At 70.6% G+C, this 15,048-nt stretch carries 13 protein-coding genes; 10 read left to right on the forward strand and 3 right to left on the reverse strand.

What is annotated here, in order from left to right; translation table 11 throughout:
• Positions 1–92: 92 nt before the first annotated feature.
• Positions 93–572 carry a hypothetical protein gene (locus ACIBB8_RS27535; RefSeq protein WP_398956552.1) on the reverse strand — a complete coding sequence of 160 codons (480 nt, stop codon included), beginning with the start codon at positions 570–572 and terminating at the stop codon, positions 93–95.
• A 934-nt stretch (positions 573–1,506) separates the two neighbouring features.
• Here ACIBB8_RS27535 and ACIBB8_RS27540 point away from each other — a divergent pair.
• The 4 genes from ACIBB8_RS27540 (at position 1,507) to ACIBB8_RS27555 (ending at position 6,643) form a co-directional block, all read left to right on the forward strand.
• The gene (locus ACIBB8_RS27540) at positions 1,507–4,278 is read left to right on the forward strand and encodes an AAA family ATPase (protein WP_398956554.1); all 2,772 of its coding nucleotides are present in this window, start codon (positions 1,507–1,509) and stop codon (positions 4,276–4,278) included.
• 460 nt (positions 4,279–4,738) lie between these two features.
• The gene (locus ACIBB8_RS27545) at positions 4,739–5,809 is read left to right on the forward strand and encodes an alpha/beta fold hydrolase (protein ID WP_398956557.1); all 1,071 of its coding nucleotides are present in this window, start codon (positions 4,739–4,741) and stop codon (positions 5,807–5,809) included.
• Between the two features lie 76 nt (positions 5,810–5,885).
• A complete protein-coding gene (locus ACIBB8_RS27550; protein ID WP_398956559.1) occupies positions 5,886–6,194 on the forward strand; it encodes a creatininase family protein in 309 nt (102 codons plus the stop codon).
• Complete coding sequence (locus tag ACIBB8_RS27555) at positions 6,149–6,643, forward strand: creatininase family protein (protein WP_398956652.1); 495 nt, start codon at positions 6,149–6,151, stop codon at positions 6,641–6,643. The genes ACIBB8_RS27550 and ACIBB8_RS27555 overlap by 46 nt, the downstream gene beginning before the upstream one ends.
• Positions 6,644–6,847: 204 nt before the next feature.
• Here the strand turns inward: ACIBB8_RS27555 and msrA are convergent, their stop codons facing one another.
• Positions 6,848–7,363 carry a peptide-methionine (S)-S-oxide reductase MsrA gene (msrA, locus tag ACIBB8_RS27560; protein WP_189282452.1) on the reverse strand — a complete coding sequence of 172 codons (516 nt, stop codon included), beginning with the start codon at positions 7,361–7,363 and terminating at the stop codon, positions 6,848–6,850.
• A 190-nt stretch (positions 7,364–7,553) separates the two neighbouring features.
• Between msrA and ACIBB8_RS27565 the strand changes: the two genes are divergently transcribed.
• The 6 genes from ACIBB8_RS27565 to ACIBB8_RS27590 all read left to right on the forward strand — a co-directional run bounded on the left by ACIBB8_RS27565 (position 7,554) and on the right by ACIBB8_RS27590 (position 14,303).
• Positions 7,554–8,414, forward strand: a complete 861-nt coding sequence (locus ACIBB8_RS27565) for an alpha/beta fold hydrolase (protein WP_398956561.1) — start codon at positions 7,554–7,556, stop codon at positions 8,412–8,414.
• Positions 8,415–8,533: 119 nt separating this feature from the next.
• The gene (locus ACIBB8_RS27570; RefSeq protein ID WP_398956563.1) at positions 8,534–9,409 is read left to right on the forward strand and encodes a helix-turn-helix domain-containing protein; all 876 of its coding nucleotides are present in this window, start codon (positions 8,534–8,536) and stop codon (positions 9,407–9,409) included.
• Positions 9,410–9,751: 342 nt separating this feature from the next.
• Positions 9,752–10,051 (forward strand): hypothetical protein, encoded by a 300-nt coding sequence (locus ACIBB8_RS27575; protein ID WP_398956565.1) that lies wholly within the window; start codon positions 9,752–9,754, stop codon positions 10,049–10,051.
• 157 nt (positions 10,052–10,208) lie between these two features.
• On the forward strand, positions 10,209–10,703 hold the full coding sequence (locus ACIBB8_RS27580; RefSeq protein ID WP_398956567.1) for a GMC oxidoreductase: 495 nt from the start codon (positions 10,209–10,211) through the stop codon (positions 10,701–10,703).
• Positions 10,704–11,057: 354 nt separating this feature from the next.
• The gene (locus ACIBB8_RS27585) at positions 11,058–13,850 is read left to right on the forward strand and encodes an ATP-binding protein (protein ID WP_398956569.1); all 2,793 of its coding nucleotides are present in this window, start codon (positions 11,058–11,060) and stop codon (positions 13,848–13,850) included.
• Positions 13,851–14,000: 150 nt separating this feature from the next.
• The gene (locus tag ACIBB8_RS27590) at positions 14,001–14,303 is read left to right on the forward strand and encodes a hypothetical protein (RefSeq protein ID WP_398956570.1); all 303 of its coding nucleotides are present in this window, start codon (positions 14,001–14,003) and stop codon (positions 14,301–14,303) included.
• A gap of 178 nt (positions 14,304–14,481) precedes the next feature.
• On the opposite strand, the gene ACIBB8_RS27595 is transcribed toward ACIBB8_RS27590, so the two are convergent.
• Positions 14,482–15,042 carry a transposase gene (locus tag ACIBB8_RS27595; RefSeq protein ID WP_398956572.1) on the reverse strand — a complete coding sequence of 187 codons (561 nt, stop codon included), beginning with the start codon at positions 15,040–15,042 and terminating at the stop codon, positions 14,482–14,484.
• Between the last annotated feature and the right edge of the window lie 6 nt (positions 15,043–15,048).

Below are 15,048 nucleotides of genomic sequence, written 5' to 3' on the forward strand. Positions count from 1 at the left end.
CCTCACGGAACTCCGCGTCGAACTTTCGTCGCTTCTCTGCCATGACCCCCAACTTCCCCTGCAGTCACGGCCTCTACGCTACGAGGGGATGGTCAGGTGGCCAGCTCACCGCCCCAGCCGGTGAACAACGTCCCGATCTCCGGCTCACTCGGCGGGATCCGCAGCTGGGCGTCCTTGGCCCCGCGCGGCCGGTTCATCTCGTCGATCGGGCACTCGACCACCCGGCCGGTCATCCGGTGGATTTCGACCTTGTGTCGCAGCTCCAGGAACATGAAGTACGTGCTCAACGCCTGCGAGCGGCCCAGCCGGGTGCCGCTGGGCGAGTGCCGCAGCACCTTCCCGAAGTACACGTCCGCGTCAGCGGGTTCCATGTCCCACAAGGGCCGGCCGTACCAGGTCCTGATCTGATCCAGGTGACCGACGTCCCCGCGGATGGTGCCGTCCGCCAGCCCTGCTGAGGCCCGTGCGAGGACGAACCCGGACAGCACATCGGTCTCGAACCGTTCCAGTTCCTCAGCCGACGCGGGCGCCCAGTGCTCACGCAGGTCCCGTACGACTGCCAGCGCCGCCAACCCGAGCCTCCTCACCTTCGACCCGACTGCGAATCGGTCGGACGGGATGAGAACGCTTCAAGAATCCCGAAGTTACGTCACAAGCCGGCAGAGCACACGAAGGAGGAAGAACCCGCTGGCCACGGGCCCAGGGACTCAGCGGGGCTCAGGGGAACTCACGGGATGTCGCACAAACCGCGGATACGCGGTCCTCTCGATTGAGGTCACAACCCACCCCGCCCCAGACGAAACTCAACATCACCACCAACGACGCTGAGCCGAACGGGTGACGGGGCGAGGCGTTCAACCCCCCAAGATCATCCCGTGGCGGGTTTCTGGCGTATCTGGGTCATGCCCCGTGACGGCTTGCGCGGCCAGGGGCGACGCGACGGCGTACGGGGAGGCCAGAGTCAGGCCGACGGTGACGGCGACCGTGGCCGCTCTGCTGCCGCCGCGTCGGCGTCTCGGACCTTGCATGCTCTCTCCAGAGTGCGGCAGGTGAGATGGCCTGGCCCCGGTCCTCGCGACACGGGAGGCTCGGCCTGGCGAGAACATCCGCTGTGACGCCCTCGGGGCGACAGCTGACTCGCCACCGTGCACCCTGTCATATGTGATCCACTACAGGTGTGTGTTTCGATCTCACATGTGATCATGCGTTCACCTGCCGGGCGTCCGGTGTCGACGGCGGTATCGGCATTGCGCCCGGTCAGGTGTCGGCGGCACGGGCGGATTCGCAGGTAACGAAGGCGTGCGGCGTTTGCGGTACGACCGAGGCTCGGGGGCGGGAAGTTCGGCTGATTGCCCTGGTATACGCCGCTTTCGGCGCCCGCTGCTCAGGGGGAACAGGCGGAACATGTGCTTCACGATTTCCTTCACCGCAAGAACGGCAGCCCACACACATAAGCTCGACCGTGGACACACATGGCTGGTCCGGTGGTGAAGGGAGTGGGGCGCCATGGAATCGCTCGTGACGATGATCGGCCGGGACGGTGAACGGGGGCAGCTGTCCGCGTTCGTGACGGCCGCCGAAGGGCAGTCCCTCGTCCTCAGGGGGGAGACGGGGGTCGGCAAGAGCGCCCTGCTCGACCATGTGGCCCAGCTGGCGGCGCGGGCGGGCAACGAGGTGGTCCGGGCTGCTGGGGTCGAGGCGGAGTCCGGGCTTCCGTTCGCCGGCCTGCACCAGCTCCTGCACCCTCTACTGCCCTTCGTCGACGGCCTGGACCAGGTGCACCGCACGGTGTTCGACACGGTCTTCGGGCGGAGCGGCGGAAAGCCACCGTCGGTCATGTCGCTCGGCATCGCCGTCCTGGACCTGCTGTCCCGGGCCTCCTCGACCCGGCCGCTGCTGCTGCTCCTCGACGACGGCCAGTGGCTGGACGCCTCCAGCGTCGCGGTGGTCGGGTTCTTGGGGCGTCGGCTCACGGGCAGCTCGGTGAAGCTCGTCGTCGGGCTGCGTTCGGACGTCGCGTCGGGCTTCAACACCGCCGCCCTGCCGGAACTGCCGGTCACGGCCCTCTCCGAGGAGGCCGCGCAGCGACTTCTGGACCTGCGCCACCCGGGCCTGGACACACCTGTCCGCCGTCTGGTGCTGGACCAGGCCCGGGGCAACCCGCTGGCGCTGCTCGAACTGCCCGCCCATGTCCCCGCCGGGCAGCCGGAACTCGCGGCGGCGGAGTTCCTCGGACTGCACGACGCCTCGCTGCCGCTGTCCCGGCGCCTTCAGCACGTATACGGCACACGTATCAGGAGGCTCGGCGACGCCGTCCGTGCGGAGCTGCTGCGCGGTGCCCTCGACGGTGTCGGAGCGACCCCGGGAACCGTGCCCGCGCACGGTCTGGGGCGCTACCGTGTGCGCGACGCCATCGAGGCGGTGGCGGCCGGCCTGCTGGAGATCGACCCGGTCAGCGGCGACTTCGTCTTCCGGCACCCGCTGGTGCGTTCCACCGTGGTGCAGACGGCCACGCCCAACCAGCGCCGGGCCGCCCATGCCGACCTCGCCAGGGTGCACCGCGACAACGTCGAGCGGCGGGCCACACATCTGGCGGCCGCGACGGTCGACCCGGACGAGGAGGTCGCGGCCGCACTGGAGGCGGCGGCCGACTCCGCCACCCGGCGCGGCAGCGCGGTGGCCGCCGTGACTTGGCTGACCCGAGCCGCAGAGCTGAGCGAGAACCGCGAGGACCGCTCCCGCAGACTCAGCGACGCGGCCTTCGCCGCGGGCCACGCGGGGCTCTTCGACCAGGCGCAGCGGCTCGCCCGCTCCGACCGGTCACCGGGCACGGACGAGTCCCCGGCGTCCGTGGTCACCTCGGCCTATATGGCGCTCTTCGAGGACGGGGACGTACGGCACTCGCACCGCCAGGTCGTCGCGGCGATCGAGAGCCTGCGCCACCGCCCGCCACGCAAGGCCTCCGAAAATCTCGCGCGGCTGGTGAACCTGCTGCTGGCGATCGACCAGTACGCCGGTGACCCGGCCCAGTGGCAGGAGACCCGCGCGCTGCTCGGCTCGCTGGGCGATCTGGTCCCGTCGCGCTCGATGATCTACGGCGACGCGTGGGGCGACGTGGTCCGGCACGGTGCCGGTGTGCGGGAACGGGTGGAGCGGGAGTTCACCGGCCTTGCGGACATGGAGCCCTGGGACATCAGCCGGCTGGGAGTCGCCGCCTACCACGTGGACACACTCAGCCCGTACCGGCCGCATCTCCAGCGCACCGTGGACCGCGAGGCCGAGACGGGCTTCGTACGCAACAGCATGACGATGCTGCACCTGATCATGCTCGACCAGATCACGGTCGGTGAGTGGGACGAGGCCGAGCGCACCGGACAGCGCTGCCTGGACCTCACGACCTCCCACGGATACCTGTTGCTCGCGCATCACACGCGTGCGTATCTGGCCCAACTGGCCGCCCTGCGCGGCCAGGTCGAACGCGCCCGGGAGCTCCAGGCCATGGTCGACGCCTGGTCCCGCCCCCGCGGCGTCGGCTTCCTCACCCAGATCGCCGACGCCGTCGGCACCACCGCCGCCCTCAGCGAAGGCGACTACGAAGCCGCCTACCTCCACGCCATCGGCATCACACCCCCCGGCTCCTTCGAGCCCTACGCCCACCAAGCCTCCCGCACCCTCCTCGACCTCGTCGAAGCAGCCGTCCACACCGGCCGCTCCGAACAAGCCCGCCGCCACGCCCTCGCCGCCCACCAGGCCGGCCTGCCCGGCATCTCCCCCCGCCTCGCCCTCATCACCTACGGCGCCCTCGCCATGACCGCCACCGACCCCACCGAAGCCGACCAGATGTACGAACACGCCGAAACCCACCCCGCCGCCGCGAACTTCCCCTTCGAACTCGCCCGCATCCGCCTCGCCCACGGCATCCGCCTACGACACACCCAGGGGCCCAAGGACGCACGCCAGCTCCTCCTGCGAGCCGCGGAAACGTTTGAGCGGCTCGGCGCACCCACCTGGACCGAGCGGGCCCGGGCCAAGATGAGGGCGTCGGGGCTGGCCACCCGTGCCACGTCCGCACAGCTCGCCGAACTGACCTGGCAGGAACGCCGGATCGCCGATCTCGCCGCCATCGGTCTGACCAACAAGGAGATCGGCGAGCGGATGCGTCTGTCGCCGCGCACGGTCAGCTCCCACCTCTACCGGGTGTTCCCCAAGCTGGGCATCACCTCGCGCGCCGCACTGCGCGACGCGCTGGCCAGACTGGAGGACGAACGGGACATCTGATGCCCGAGGGGTCATTCTCACAAGCCCGGCCCGGCTGGGAAGCGTTGTTTCAGTCGAATGACCTAAGCCCCGGGGTTCCAAGGCAGCGGGCAGAAATACGGCTGTCAAGGCGGCGGATGTGCCGCCCGGCCTCGCCACCTGCGACTCCGTGGCCGGGCGCCGGGAACCGGGAGTGCGCGGGGTGGCAGCAATCGTCGGCCGCATCGTACCGTCATGTGACTGATGTGTCCGGTTTCACCGCAGACCAGAGTATGTGCCGCCGGTCCGGGCCGCGGGAGGAAACAGTCTCCACCCGCTGTCCGGTTCACGGGAAACACTCTCGTGTCACCTGTTTGACAGGTGACAAGCTGTGTGTGAGGGTCGTCGCGCCAAGAGCCGCGGTGATCGCGTACCGCCGATGCGAATGAGAGGTTTCCCAGGCTCGGGCCGGTCACCGGAAACGCACGACGGAGGGTTTCACATGATCAACAGGCGCACCTTCAGCAAGGCCGTCGGCCTGGGCGCCGGCGCGGCCGCCGCGGTCTCGCTGTCCGGCCTGACGACCAACGCGTCCGCCACGACCGCCTCGCCCCAGCCGAGCGGCACACCCGTTCCCACCGTGCCCGCCATCACCGCCGGCACCCACACCGGGTTCCGCACGCTCAAGCACGTCAAGGCGGGCGTCCTGGACATCGGTTACGCCGAGGCCGGACCCGCTCACGGCCCCGTCGTCATCTGCCTGCACGGCTGGCCCTACGACATCCACAGCTTCGTCGACGTCGCCCCGCTCCTCGCCGACCTGGGCTACCGCGTCATCGTTCCCTATCTCCGCGGCCACGGCAGCACCAGCTTCCTGTCCCGCCGCACCCCCCGCACCGCCGAGCAGTCCGCCATCGCCCTCGACATCATCGCCCTGATGGACGCCCTCAAGATCGACAAGGCGGTCCTCGCCGGCTTCGACTGGGGCTCGCGCACCGGCGACATCATCGCCGCCCTGTGGCCCGAGCGCGTCAAGGCGCTGGTCTCCACCACCGGCTATGTCATCACCAACCTCAAGTCGCAGCTGGAGCCCGCCGCCCCGGCCGTCGAGCGCAACTGGTGGTACCAGTGGTACTTCGCCACCGACCGCGGCAAGAAGGCCATGGAGAACGAGAAAGAGCGCATCGCGCTGTGCCGCTACGTGTGGACCCTCGTCTCCCCCAACTGGCACTTCGACGACGCCACCTTCGCGCGGACCGCCGAGGCCTTCAGGAACCCCGACTACGCCGCCATCGTCCTCTACAACTACCGCTGGCGGATCGGCCTCATCGAGGGCGAACGACGCTACGACCGTTACGAGAAGCAGCTCGCCGCGCAGCCCCCGATCGCCGTTCCCACCATCACCCTCGACCCGGCGCTGGACCCCTTCACCCCGGCCGGCGACGGCTCTTCCTACCGCGCCCACTTCACCGGCCCCTACGACCACCGCACCATCGCGAACATCGGCCACAACCTGCCGCAGGAAGCGCCCACCGTCTTCGCCCAGGCCGTCGTCGACGCCGACCACCTCTAGACAGGCCTGAGCCCCGCACCCGACACCGACCCGGCAACCCGCATACGTGTCGGTCGCTCCAGGAGGAGTCCCAGAGATGAACGAAGTCCAGTGGAACCGTCTGACCGCCGCGCAACTGCGTGACCTCGCAGCCCGGGACGCGGTGGTGCTGCTGCCCGTGGGAGCCACCGAGCAGCACGGCCCTCATCTGCCCACCGGTGTGGACGACTTCCTGGCCGCGGAGGTGTGCCGCCGGGCGGCGGAGCTGGCCTCCGAGCACATCGGCGTGGTGGTGACACCGTCGGTCCCGACGGGCCTGTCGGAGCACCACATGGCCTTCGGCGGAACCTCACGCTCAGTCTGCCCACGCTGCACGCGCTGCTGCGTGACATCTGCCGCTCCGTGATCCGGGCGGGTTTCTCACGCATCCTGATCGTCAACGGGCACGGCGGGAACATGACCGCCCTCCACGCCCTCACGACCGAGCTGACCGCGGAACTGGCAACGCCGATCGCGTTCGCCAGCTACTTCGGCGCCGGCCGGGACGTGGTGCGGGAGACCCTGGAGACTCAGGACGGCCTCATGCACGCGTGTGAGGGGGAGACGTCCATGATGATGGCCGCCCACCCCGAGCTGATCCGCGACGAGCACCTGGCCGAGGCGCACGGACCGCGCATCACGCTGCCCGCGGAGTCCACCGACCCGGTGTACATGGCGGTGTCCTTCGACCGGATCACCGAGTCCGGTGTCGCGGGTGACGCCCGGGTGGCGACCCCGGAGAAGGGGGAGAGGATGCTTTCGGGCTGCGCGACGGCCCTGGCCGACATCCTCGTGCGGGGCCCGTGGGTGAAGTAGGGCGAGGGTTGACGGCCGACGGGGCGTGAGGGCGCCGTACGAAACGCCGTGGTGAGGGCGGCGTACGGCCGACCGGATCACGGCTGGCCGGATCAGGTTCGGCCGGACCGGGTTCGTCCCGGGGGCCGGACCAGTGACACGTGTGCGTCGGCCCCGGACGCGCGCGGCCGGGAAGGGCATCGTCCATCCCGGCCGCGCGTGTGTTCAGGACTGGTCGCGCCTGGGCAGGCGCCAGTTCGGGCGCGGGAAGTGGCAGGTGTAGCCGTCCGGGTAGCGCTGGAGGTAGTCCTGGTGCTCCGGCTCGGCCTCCCAGAACGGGCCGGCCGGCACCACCTCGGTCACCACCGGCCCCGGCCACAGCCCGGACGCCTCGACGTCGGCAATGGTGTCCTGCGCGACGCGGCGCTGCTCGTCGTCGAGGTAGAAGATCGCGGAGCGGTAGCTGAGGCCCACGTCGTTGCCCTGCCGGTTCGTCGTGGTCGGGTCGTGGATCTGGAAGAAGTACTCCAGGATCGTGCGGTAGTCGGTGACCGTGCGATCGAAGGTGATCTCGATCGATTCCGCGTGCTTTCCGTGGTCGCGGTAGGTGGGACGGGGCTTGTCGTCGTCCCCGCTGTAGCCGACCCCGGTGTCCACGACACCGGGAAGCGCCCGGATCAGCTCCTGCATCCCCCAGAAGCAGCCACCCGCCAGCAGCGCCTTCTCCTCGACGTCGCTCATGGCACCTCACCTTTCTGTACGCGTCCGTTCGCGCGGGCTCCAGCCTCGCACACCTGACAGGAAGCCCCACATCCTTCGTCACCATCTTGACAGGTGACGAATCGCATGACAAATTCGTCACCAGTCAGGACAGTGACGAAGCCGGTGAGGCCGGCCCGACCACTGTCGAAACACCTGAAAGGGGTTTGTCGTGGTGAGCATCAAGGGTGGACGCAAGCGGCTGGTGACGGGTGTGGTCTCGACGGTCACGGCGGGTCTCGCGCTCGGCGCGTTCGCCCTCAGCGGCACCGCCAGCGGCGCGGCCAAGACTGCTGAGGCCGCCGGAGCCGACAGACACACCAAGCCGACCATCGTCCTGGAGCACGGCGCCTTCGCCGACGGCTCCAGCTGGAACGGCGTCATCGCCAATCTGCGCGCCGACGGCTACCCCGTCGTCGCCGCCGCCAACCCCTTGCGCGGCCCGGCCTCCGACGCCGCCGCCCTGCGTACGGTCCTCGACCACGTCAAGGGCCCGAAGATCCTCGTCGGCCACTCCTACGGCGGCAACGTCATCAGCGAGGCCGCGACCAACGACCCCGAGGTCAAGGCCCTCGTCTACGTCGCCGCCTTCCTGCCCGCCCCCGGCGAGACCGCCCTGGAACTCACCAACAAGTACCCGGGCTCGACCCTCCCCGACGCCCTCGACCCGGTCACTTACCAGCAGGCCGACGGCACCACCGCCACCGACCTGTACATCCAGCAGGACAAGTTCCGCCATCAGTTCGCCGCGGACGTCCCCGCGCAGCAGGCCGCCCTCATGGCCGCCGAACAGCGCCCCATCGCGCAGGCCGCCCTTGAGGAGAAGGCCACCACCGCCGCGTGGAAGACCATCCCCAGCTGGGACATCGTCACCAACCAGGACCTCAACATCCCCGCCGCGGTCCAGCGCTTCATGGCCAAGCGCGCCCACGCGCACACCACCGAGGTCGCCGCGTCCCACTCGGTCGCCGTCTCCCACCCCGGCCTCGTCGCCGACGTCATCGAACGAGCCGCCCGCGCCACCGTCCGCTGACCTACCCCACACCGAAGGGCGGCGGGACCACAGCTCCCGCCGCCCTCGGGCGACGCCGGTGGGACGGCCAGCAGAACCCGCGCACCTCATGGGTGTGCGTTCGCATCAGAATGGACGGCATGACCTCGCACTCCGACAACCGCGCACTCGGGGCCTTCCTCAAGGCCCGCCGGGCGCAGCTCACACCATCCGAGTGCGGACTGCCCGGGACGGACTCCGCCCGCAGGGTCGCGGGACTGCGCCGTGAGGAGGTCGCCCAGCTCGCCGCGATCAGCGTGGACTACTACACCCGGCTCGAACAGGGCCGCGTCCGGGCCTCCACGCCCGTCCTCGCCACCCTGGTCCGCGCCCTGCGCCTCGACGACGACCAGCAGAGATACCTCTACGAACTCGCCGACCGGACCGACGAGCGCCCACGCCGCCGACCCGCCCAACGCGTACGGCCCGCCATGCGGCGCCTGCTCGACCAGCTCACGCTCGCTCCTGCCGTGGTTCTCGGCAAACGCCTGGACATCGTGGCCTGGAACCCGGCCGCCGCCGCGCTCTACACCGACTTCGCGTCGATCCCGCAGGCCCGCCGCAACTACGTACACCTGCTGTTCAAGGACCCGGTGATCCGGGCGATGCACCTGGACTGGGCCCATGACGCCCGGGACGCGGTCGCCGCGCTGCGCATGGAGGCCGCGGCCGACCCCGACGACCCCGACCTCGCCCGCCTCGTCGGCGAACTGACCATCCAGGACCCCGACTTCCGCACCTGGTGGGCCGAGCACCGCGTCAACAGCGAGAGCTACGGCACCAAGCACTACCGCCACCACCTCGTCGGCGACCTCACCCTCGACTGCGACACCTGGGCCAGCCCCGACGACTCCCGACAACGCCTGATGGTCCTCACCGCCGAACCCGGCACCCCCTCCCACGACGCCCTGCGCATCCTCACCAACTGGACCACCAAGCAGGCGGACCCGAAACCGGCGAAGGACACGGCCTCGTGACCGCCTGAGCTCCGAGGACAGCACACCCTGACCGCCTGAGCCCCGCGGAAACCCACCACGCTTCACCGTCGCGAGTGCCGACACGCGTCCCTGACATGTGAACCCACATGGCGTCCCCTCCCATACTTGTGGAGGGAAGTGTGAGAAGACGTGACACATGCTCGCGTACGACATCCGGGCCAGCGGGCCCGGTCCGATACTCCTGCACGGTATCGGGGGCACCGCGACCGAGACCTGGGGACGCTGGTCGACGCGGCCACGGTCTGAACATCCGCTGCGGCTTCATCAAGCCCCCGGCCGGCGTCGACGTGTGCATGGTTGCCCGCTGCTCGCGCTGCGGGCGTGGCTGGAACGCCTGCTGGTCTCGGCAGGGCCACATCGGAGCTCGCGTGCGCGGTCAGGGGAGCCAGCGGCGCGCTGACGGAGGAGTACCGGCCGCTGCTCGACGCCCTGTCGGCGCTGGTGAGTGCCAACGAGGCGGCCGGCAGCCTCGCGCCCGGGACGACGACCGGCGACGTGCTTCTGCTGCTCTGCCCCTTGTGGCACGTCGGCCCGCAGGACGATGACCGAGCCAGGGCCGAGCGGCTCGTCGACGTGCTCATGCGGGGGCTGTGTACGCCGGTCACCGCGAACACGGGGTGAACCTTCCCGGGTGTCCGGGACGTTCTGTCGGGTGTGATCAGTCATCCTTCCCTGACGCAGGTGCCGCACACCGGGCCGCGGTCCGCGCCCCGACCGGGTCGTCTCGCGCACGGCAGGCTACACCTGCTGCTTACCCTCAACTCGCTGGTCGTCGTGCTTGTCTCGGTCAACCGCAAGTCCAACAGCACACTCGCGTTCGTCGCGGACAACGGGTTCCTGCGCAAGCCGCGGCTCGCTCAGGATCACCTCCGCCGACCCGTACACCCCGCCGGTGATCGACCCCCGCTACTTCACCGAGGAGGAGGACGTCCGGGCGGTGCTGTCCGGCATCGCGACGGCACGCAGGATCGCCGGGTCGTCGGCGCTGGCCGAGTGGGGGATCGAGGAGGTCAGCCCGGGGCTCACCACGGTGGACGAGGAGTCGATCGCCGACTACGCCCGCACGTACTTCGGCTCGTACTGCCACCCCGTCGGCACCTGCATGATGGGCGAGGACGAGGTGTCCGTGGTGGACTCCGCACTGCGGGTGCGCGGCCTCGAGGGACTGCGCGTCGCCGATGCCTCCGTCATCCCCTCCATCCCTTCCAACAACACCAACGCCACCGTGTACGCGATCGCCGAACGCGCCGCCGACCTGCTGCGCCGTTCCTGATCCGCCGGCCGTGGCGCCGCGAACGGCCCGCACCGGACAGCCCGCACCCGATCCGGCCCGCGGCGCTTCTCCCGACGCCCGGCCACCACGGCCCCGTCAGCCCCCGCCATCACGGCGTAATGGCCCCCAACCCATTACGCCGTAATAGCTTCGACGCCCTCGGCGCCCCGTCCCACAACCGCCCGAACACCCGCCGAACTTCCACCGGAGGCCCAGCTCAGGGAGCGGCAAGGGCGAAATCTGGACGTCCTTTAGACTGCAGTGATTGCATGGGTCGCACGGAGCCGGGTTGGGGCGCAGCCAGGTCGGCTCACGGCACCGGGCCTCCATATGTCGGCCGTTGGAGGCAGCCCGATGAATGACCTGGACTCGACCGTCTGCCCGGCCTCGAGTCGGTTGGTCGGACGCGACAGCGACCTCGCGTTCATCCACTCCTTCTTCAGCGGCAACTCCGAGGTCCACGGAGCGGCTCTGCTGCTCTCGGGCGAGGCGGGGGTGGGCAAGACCGCTGTGCTCGACGCGGTGGCGGCGGGCGCCGTGCGCAACGGGGTCCGGGTGCTGCGCGCGGCGGGCGTGCAGTTCGAGGCGGACATCAGTTACGCCGGTCTCAACCAGCTCCTCGTACCGCTCTTCGACGACTTCGAGATCCTGGACACCGTCCACCGCGACGCCCTGCGGGTCGCGGTCGGCATCGGTGGCGGGCCGGCTCCCGACCGCCTCCTGACTTCCACCGCGGTGCTGTTGCTGCTGCGGCTGATATCTGTCCAGACGCCCCTCCTGCTCGTCGTCGACGACCTGCCGTGGCTGGACCGGGCGACCAACTCCGTGCTCGGCTTCGTGGCCCGACGGCTCGTCGGTAGCCGTATCGGCTTCCTCGCGGCCTCCCGCGAGGGCTCCGACAGTTTCTTCGAGTCGAGCGGTCTGACCGAGTACCGGCTCCAGCCACTGGACGACGCCTCGTCGGCCGAGCTGCTCACCCTCACGCATCCCGACGTCTCCCCCGCGGTACGGCGCCGCATCGCGACCGAGGCACGCGGAAACCCGCTCGCGCTGGTGGAGCTGCCGACGGCGCTCTCCGCCGAGCAGCGCGCGACCCTGTCGGCGGTGCCCGGCGTACTGCCGCTGAGCGAGCGGCTGCAGGCCCTCTTCGCCTCGCGGGTGGCCGGCCTGCCCGACCGCAGCCGGGAACTGCTGCTGATCGCCGCCCTCGACGGAACCGGCGACCTGGCCTCGATCGAGGCGGCCGCGGCCGGCCGGGCCGCCGTCGACGACCTCGCCCCGGCGGAGCGAAACCGGCTGGTGACGATCTCGGCCGACAACCGACGGCTGTCCTTCCGGCATCCGCTGATCGGCTCTGCGGTGGTGGGGCTGGTGACCGCCTCGGAACGCAGAAGAGCCCACCAGGCGCTCGCCGACGTGCTCAGCGACCACCCGGAGCGCCGCGCCTGGCACCTGGGACAGGCGGCCGTGGGCCCGGACGAGGAGGTCGCGGCCCTGCTGGAGGAGGCCGGGCACCGCCTGCTGCGGCGCGGGGACGCGCTCGGCGCGGTGACGGCGCTGACCCGGGCCGCCGGACTCAGCCCCGCGGTGGCCGACGCGAGCCGCCGTCTGGCGGAGGCCGCCTATGTCGGCGTCGACTCCGGCGGTGAACTGGAGGACGCCTCACGGCTGCTCGCGGGAGCCCGGCTCATCAATCCCACCGGGCAGGAATCGCTGCACGCGGCGGCCGCCTCCGCGTTCCTGCTGATCAACAGGGACGGCGACATCGACACCGCGTACCGGCTGCTGGTCGGCGCGATCGAGGCGGGCGGGCACGGCTACGACGCCTCGGACGGTGCCCTCGTCGAAGCCCTGCACCTGTTGGTGCTGCTGTGCTGGTACGGCGGTGACCCCAAGCTGTGGGAGCCGCTGCGGGACTTCGTGGACCGGCTGACCCCACGACCGCCCGAGCTGCTGTGGGTGGTCACCCAGACCTTCGCCGACCCGGCGCGCACCGGTCCCCGGGCGCTGCCCCGGCTGGCCGAGCTGATCGCCACCGTGGGCGACGATCCCACCCGCGTGGTACGCGTCGGCACCGCCTCGGTCTACCCGGACCGGCTCGGGGACTTTCGGTGGGCCTCGCGCCGACTGGTCGAGCAGGGCCGCGCCGGTACCGCGCCCGTCCGCCGGCATCTGGGCGCGCTGATGCACCTGGGCCTGGACTACTACCACGTGGGCCAGTGGGACGACGCCGCGCAGTCGGCCGCCGAGGGACTCGCGCTGTGCGAAGAGCACGACTACCGGTTCTTCGCGTGGTACTTCCAGTATGTGCAGGCGGTCGTGGCCGCGGCGCGGGGCGACGTGACGACGAGTGCCGCCCTGACCGAGGAGATCGTCCGGTGGGCGACGCCCCGCAGGGCCCACGGTGCGCGGTTCTTCGCCTGCCACGCCAGGACACTGGCCGCCCTCGGCAGCGGCGACTTCGAGACCGCCTACCAGCACGCCTGCGCCCTCAGCCCGCCCGGGACCGTGGCCCCCTACGTCCCGATCGCCATGTGGGGCACGATGGACCTGGTCGAGGCGGCCCTGCGAACCGGCAGGGACGAGGAGGCCGCCGCCCACGCGGCGGCGATGCGCGCGTCCGCGATGGCCGAGCTGTCGCCCCGGCTGGAGCTGCTGGTACTGGCCGGCGAGGCGCTGACCACGCCCGGCGAGGGGGCCGTGGCCCTCTTCGACCGGGCGCTGTCCGTGCCCGGTCAGGAGCGCTGGCCCTTCGACGCCGCACGGGTACGCCTCTTCCACGGCGAACGGCTGCGGCGCCTGCGCGCCACGGCGGAGGCCCGGGAGCAGCTGACCCTGGCGCTGGAGGCCTTCCAGCGGCTGGGCGCGAGGCCCTGGGTGACGCGCGCGGCGGCCGAGCTGCGGGCGAGCGGCCAGTCCGCGCCGACCGCCGCCAGGCCGGGGCCCGTGGCGCTGACCGCGCAGGAACTGCAGATCGCCACGCTCGCGTCGACCGGGCTGACCAACAAGCAGATCGCCGAGCGGCTGTTCCTGTCGCATCGGACCATCGGCACGCATCTCTACCAGATCTATCCCAAGCTGGGCATCACCTCGCGGGCCGCGCTCAGGGACGCGCTCTCGAACCTCGACATCAGCCAGGACGGCTGACGGCCGCTGACGACTTCGCCGTTGGCTCGGTCATTCGACGTATGCCCGGCCCCGGGCCCCCGCGCAGAGTTGGACGCGGGGTCCTGCTTCTCCTCCTCGTCATGCGGGCGCCGGGAAACCACCGAAGACAGCAGCGGCACAGTTCCGGGGATGTGGACGCGCCGGAGCCGGGACGGTTCGCTGCCGGACTGGGGGCGCTTCAAGAACTCTCCCATCGGTGCGTTCGCCATGCCGGTCCCCCGGCGCCACGAGCGCCGGGGGACCGGACAGGGTGACCCGGAGGACCTCGCTCACATCTCGCCGTACCTGGCTGAGCACATCAAGCGGTTCGGGAAGTACTCCACCCACGAACTCGGCATCCAGCCCGAGGCATACAACCCGAAGCTGGACATCGACTTCACCCCGCTGCGAGACCAAGACCTGACCACGGCAGGCTTCGGCCAGGCAGCCTGACCCGCCTCGGGGAAGAGGCCGGCATCACGAGGGCCAATAACGAGATGCGTGAGCTCACCGAGGACGAGGTGAACGTGGGTGCCTCCGCCGATGCGGCACCCGCCGTCCTTCGTCACGGTCTGTTGACCGGCAGCGGCCCGCTCTCATCCTGCCCGTGGTGGCCGGGAGCCAGACGGGGTCAACCGCTGCTTACTCGAACGTTGGTTTCCTGCGGGGTGGTGGTCTTCGGGTAGTACGGGCGGAGGCCCGCCGCGAAGACGCGGTCGAGCATCCGGCGGCCCTGGCCGCTGTAGGGCGGGCGCTCGGGGACGGCGTCGCCCGGGTAGGCGGTGGTGGTGCCCTTGACCGCGACGGCGTACGCCAGGTCGCGCTCGGTCAGGCCCTCGCGGAAGCCGGTCGCGTCGCCGTATCCGGCGTCGGCGACCACCGGCAGGCCGGGCAGTTCCCAGTCCCCTCGGACCTCGTCGAGCATGTCCAGGGCCAGGCGCCACTTCTCCTTGTGCCGCTCGCTGTCGGGGATGTCCGCCTTGGCGCGTCGGCGCTGGATCGCCCCGGTCAGCAGCGCATCGCCGGTGTTCTTGGTGTCGTCCCAGCTTTCGGGCAGGAACAGGCGCCAGTCGACCGCCGAGGAGGCATGGTCGCTGACCAGGTTGACGCTGAGTCGGGTAGGACCGTCGCATTGCTGCGACGGTCCCCCCTCAGAACCGGCCGTGCGGGCTTTCCCCGCAGCTCGGCTCAAGCAAGC

This window comes from Streptomyces sp. NPDC051286 (assembly GCF_044455345.1).
In the GTDB taxonomy this organism is placed as follows: Bacteria; Actinomycetota; Actinomycetes; order Streptomycetales; family Streptomycetaceae; genus Streptomyces.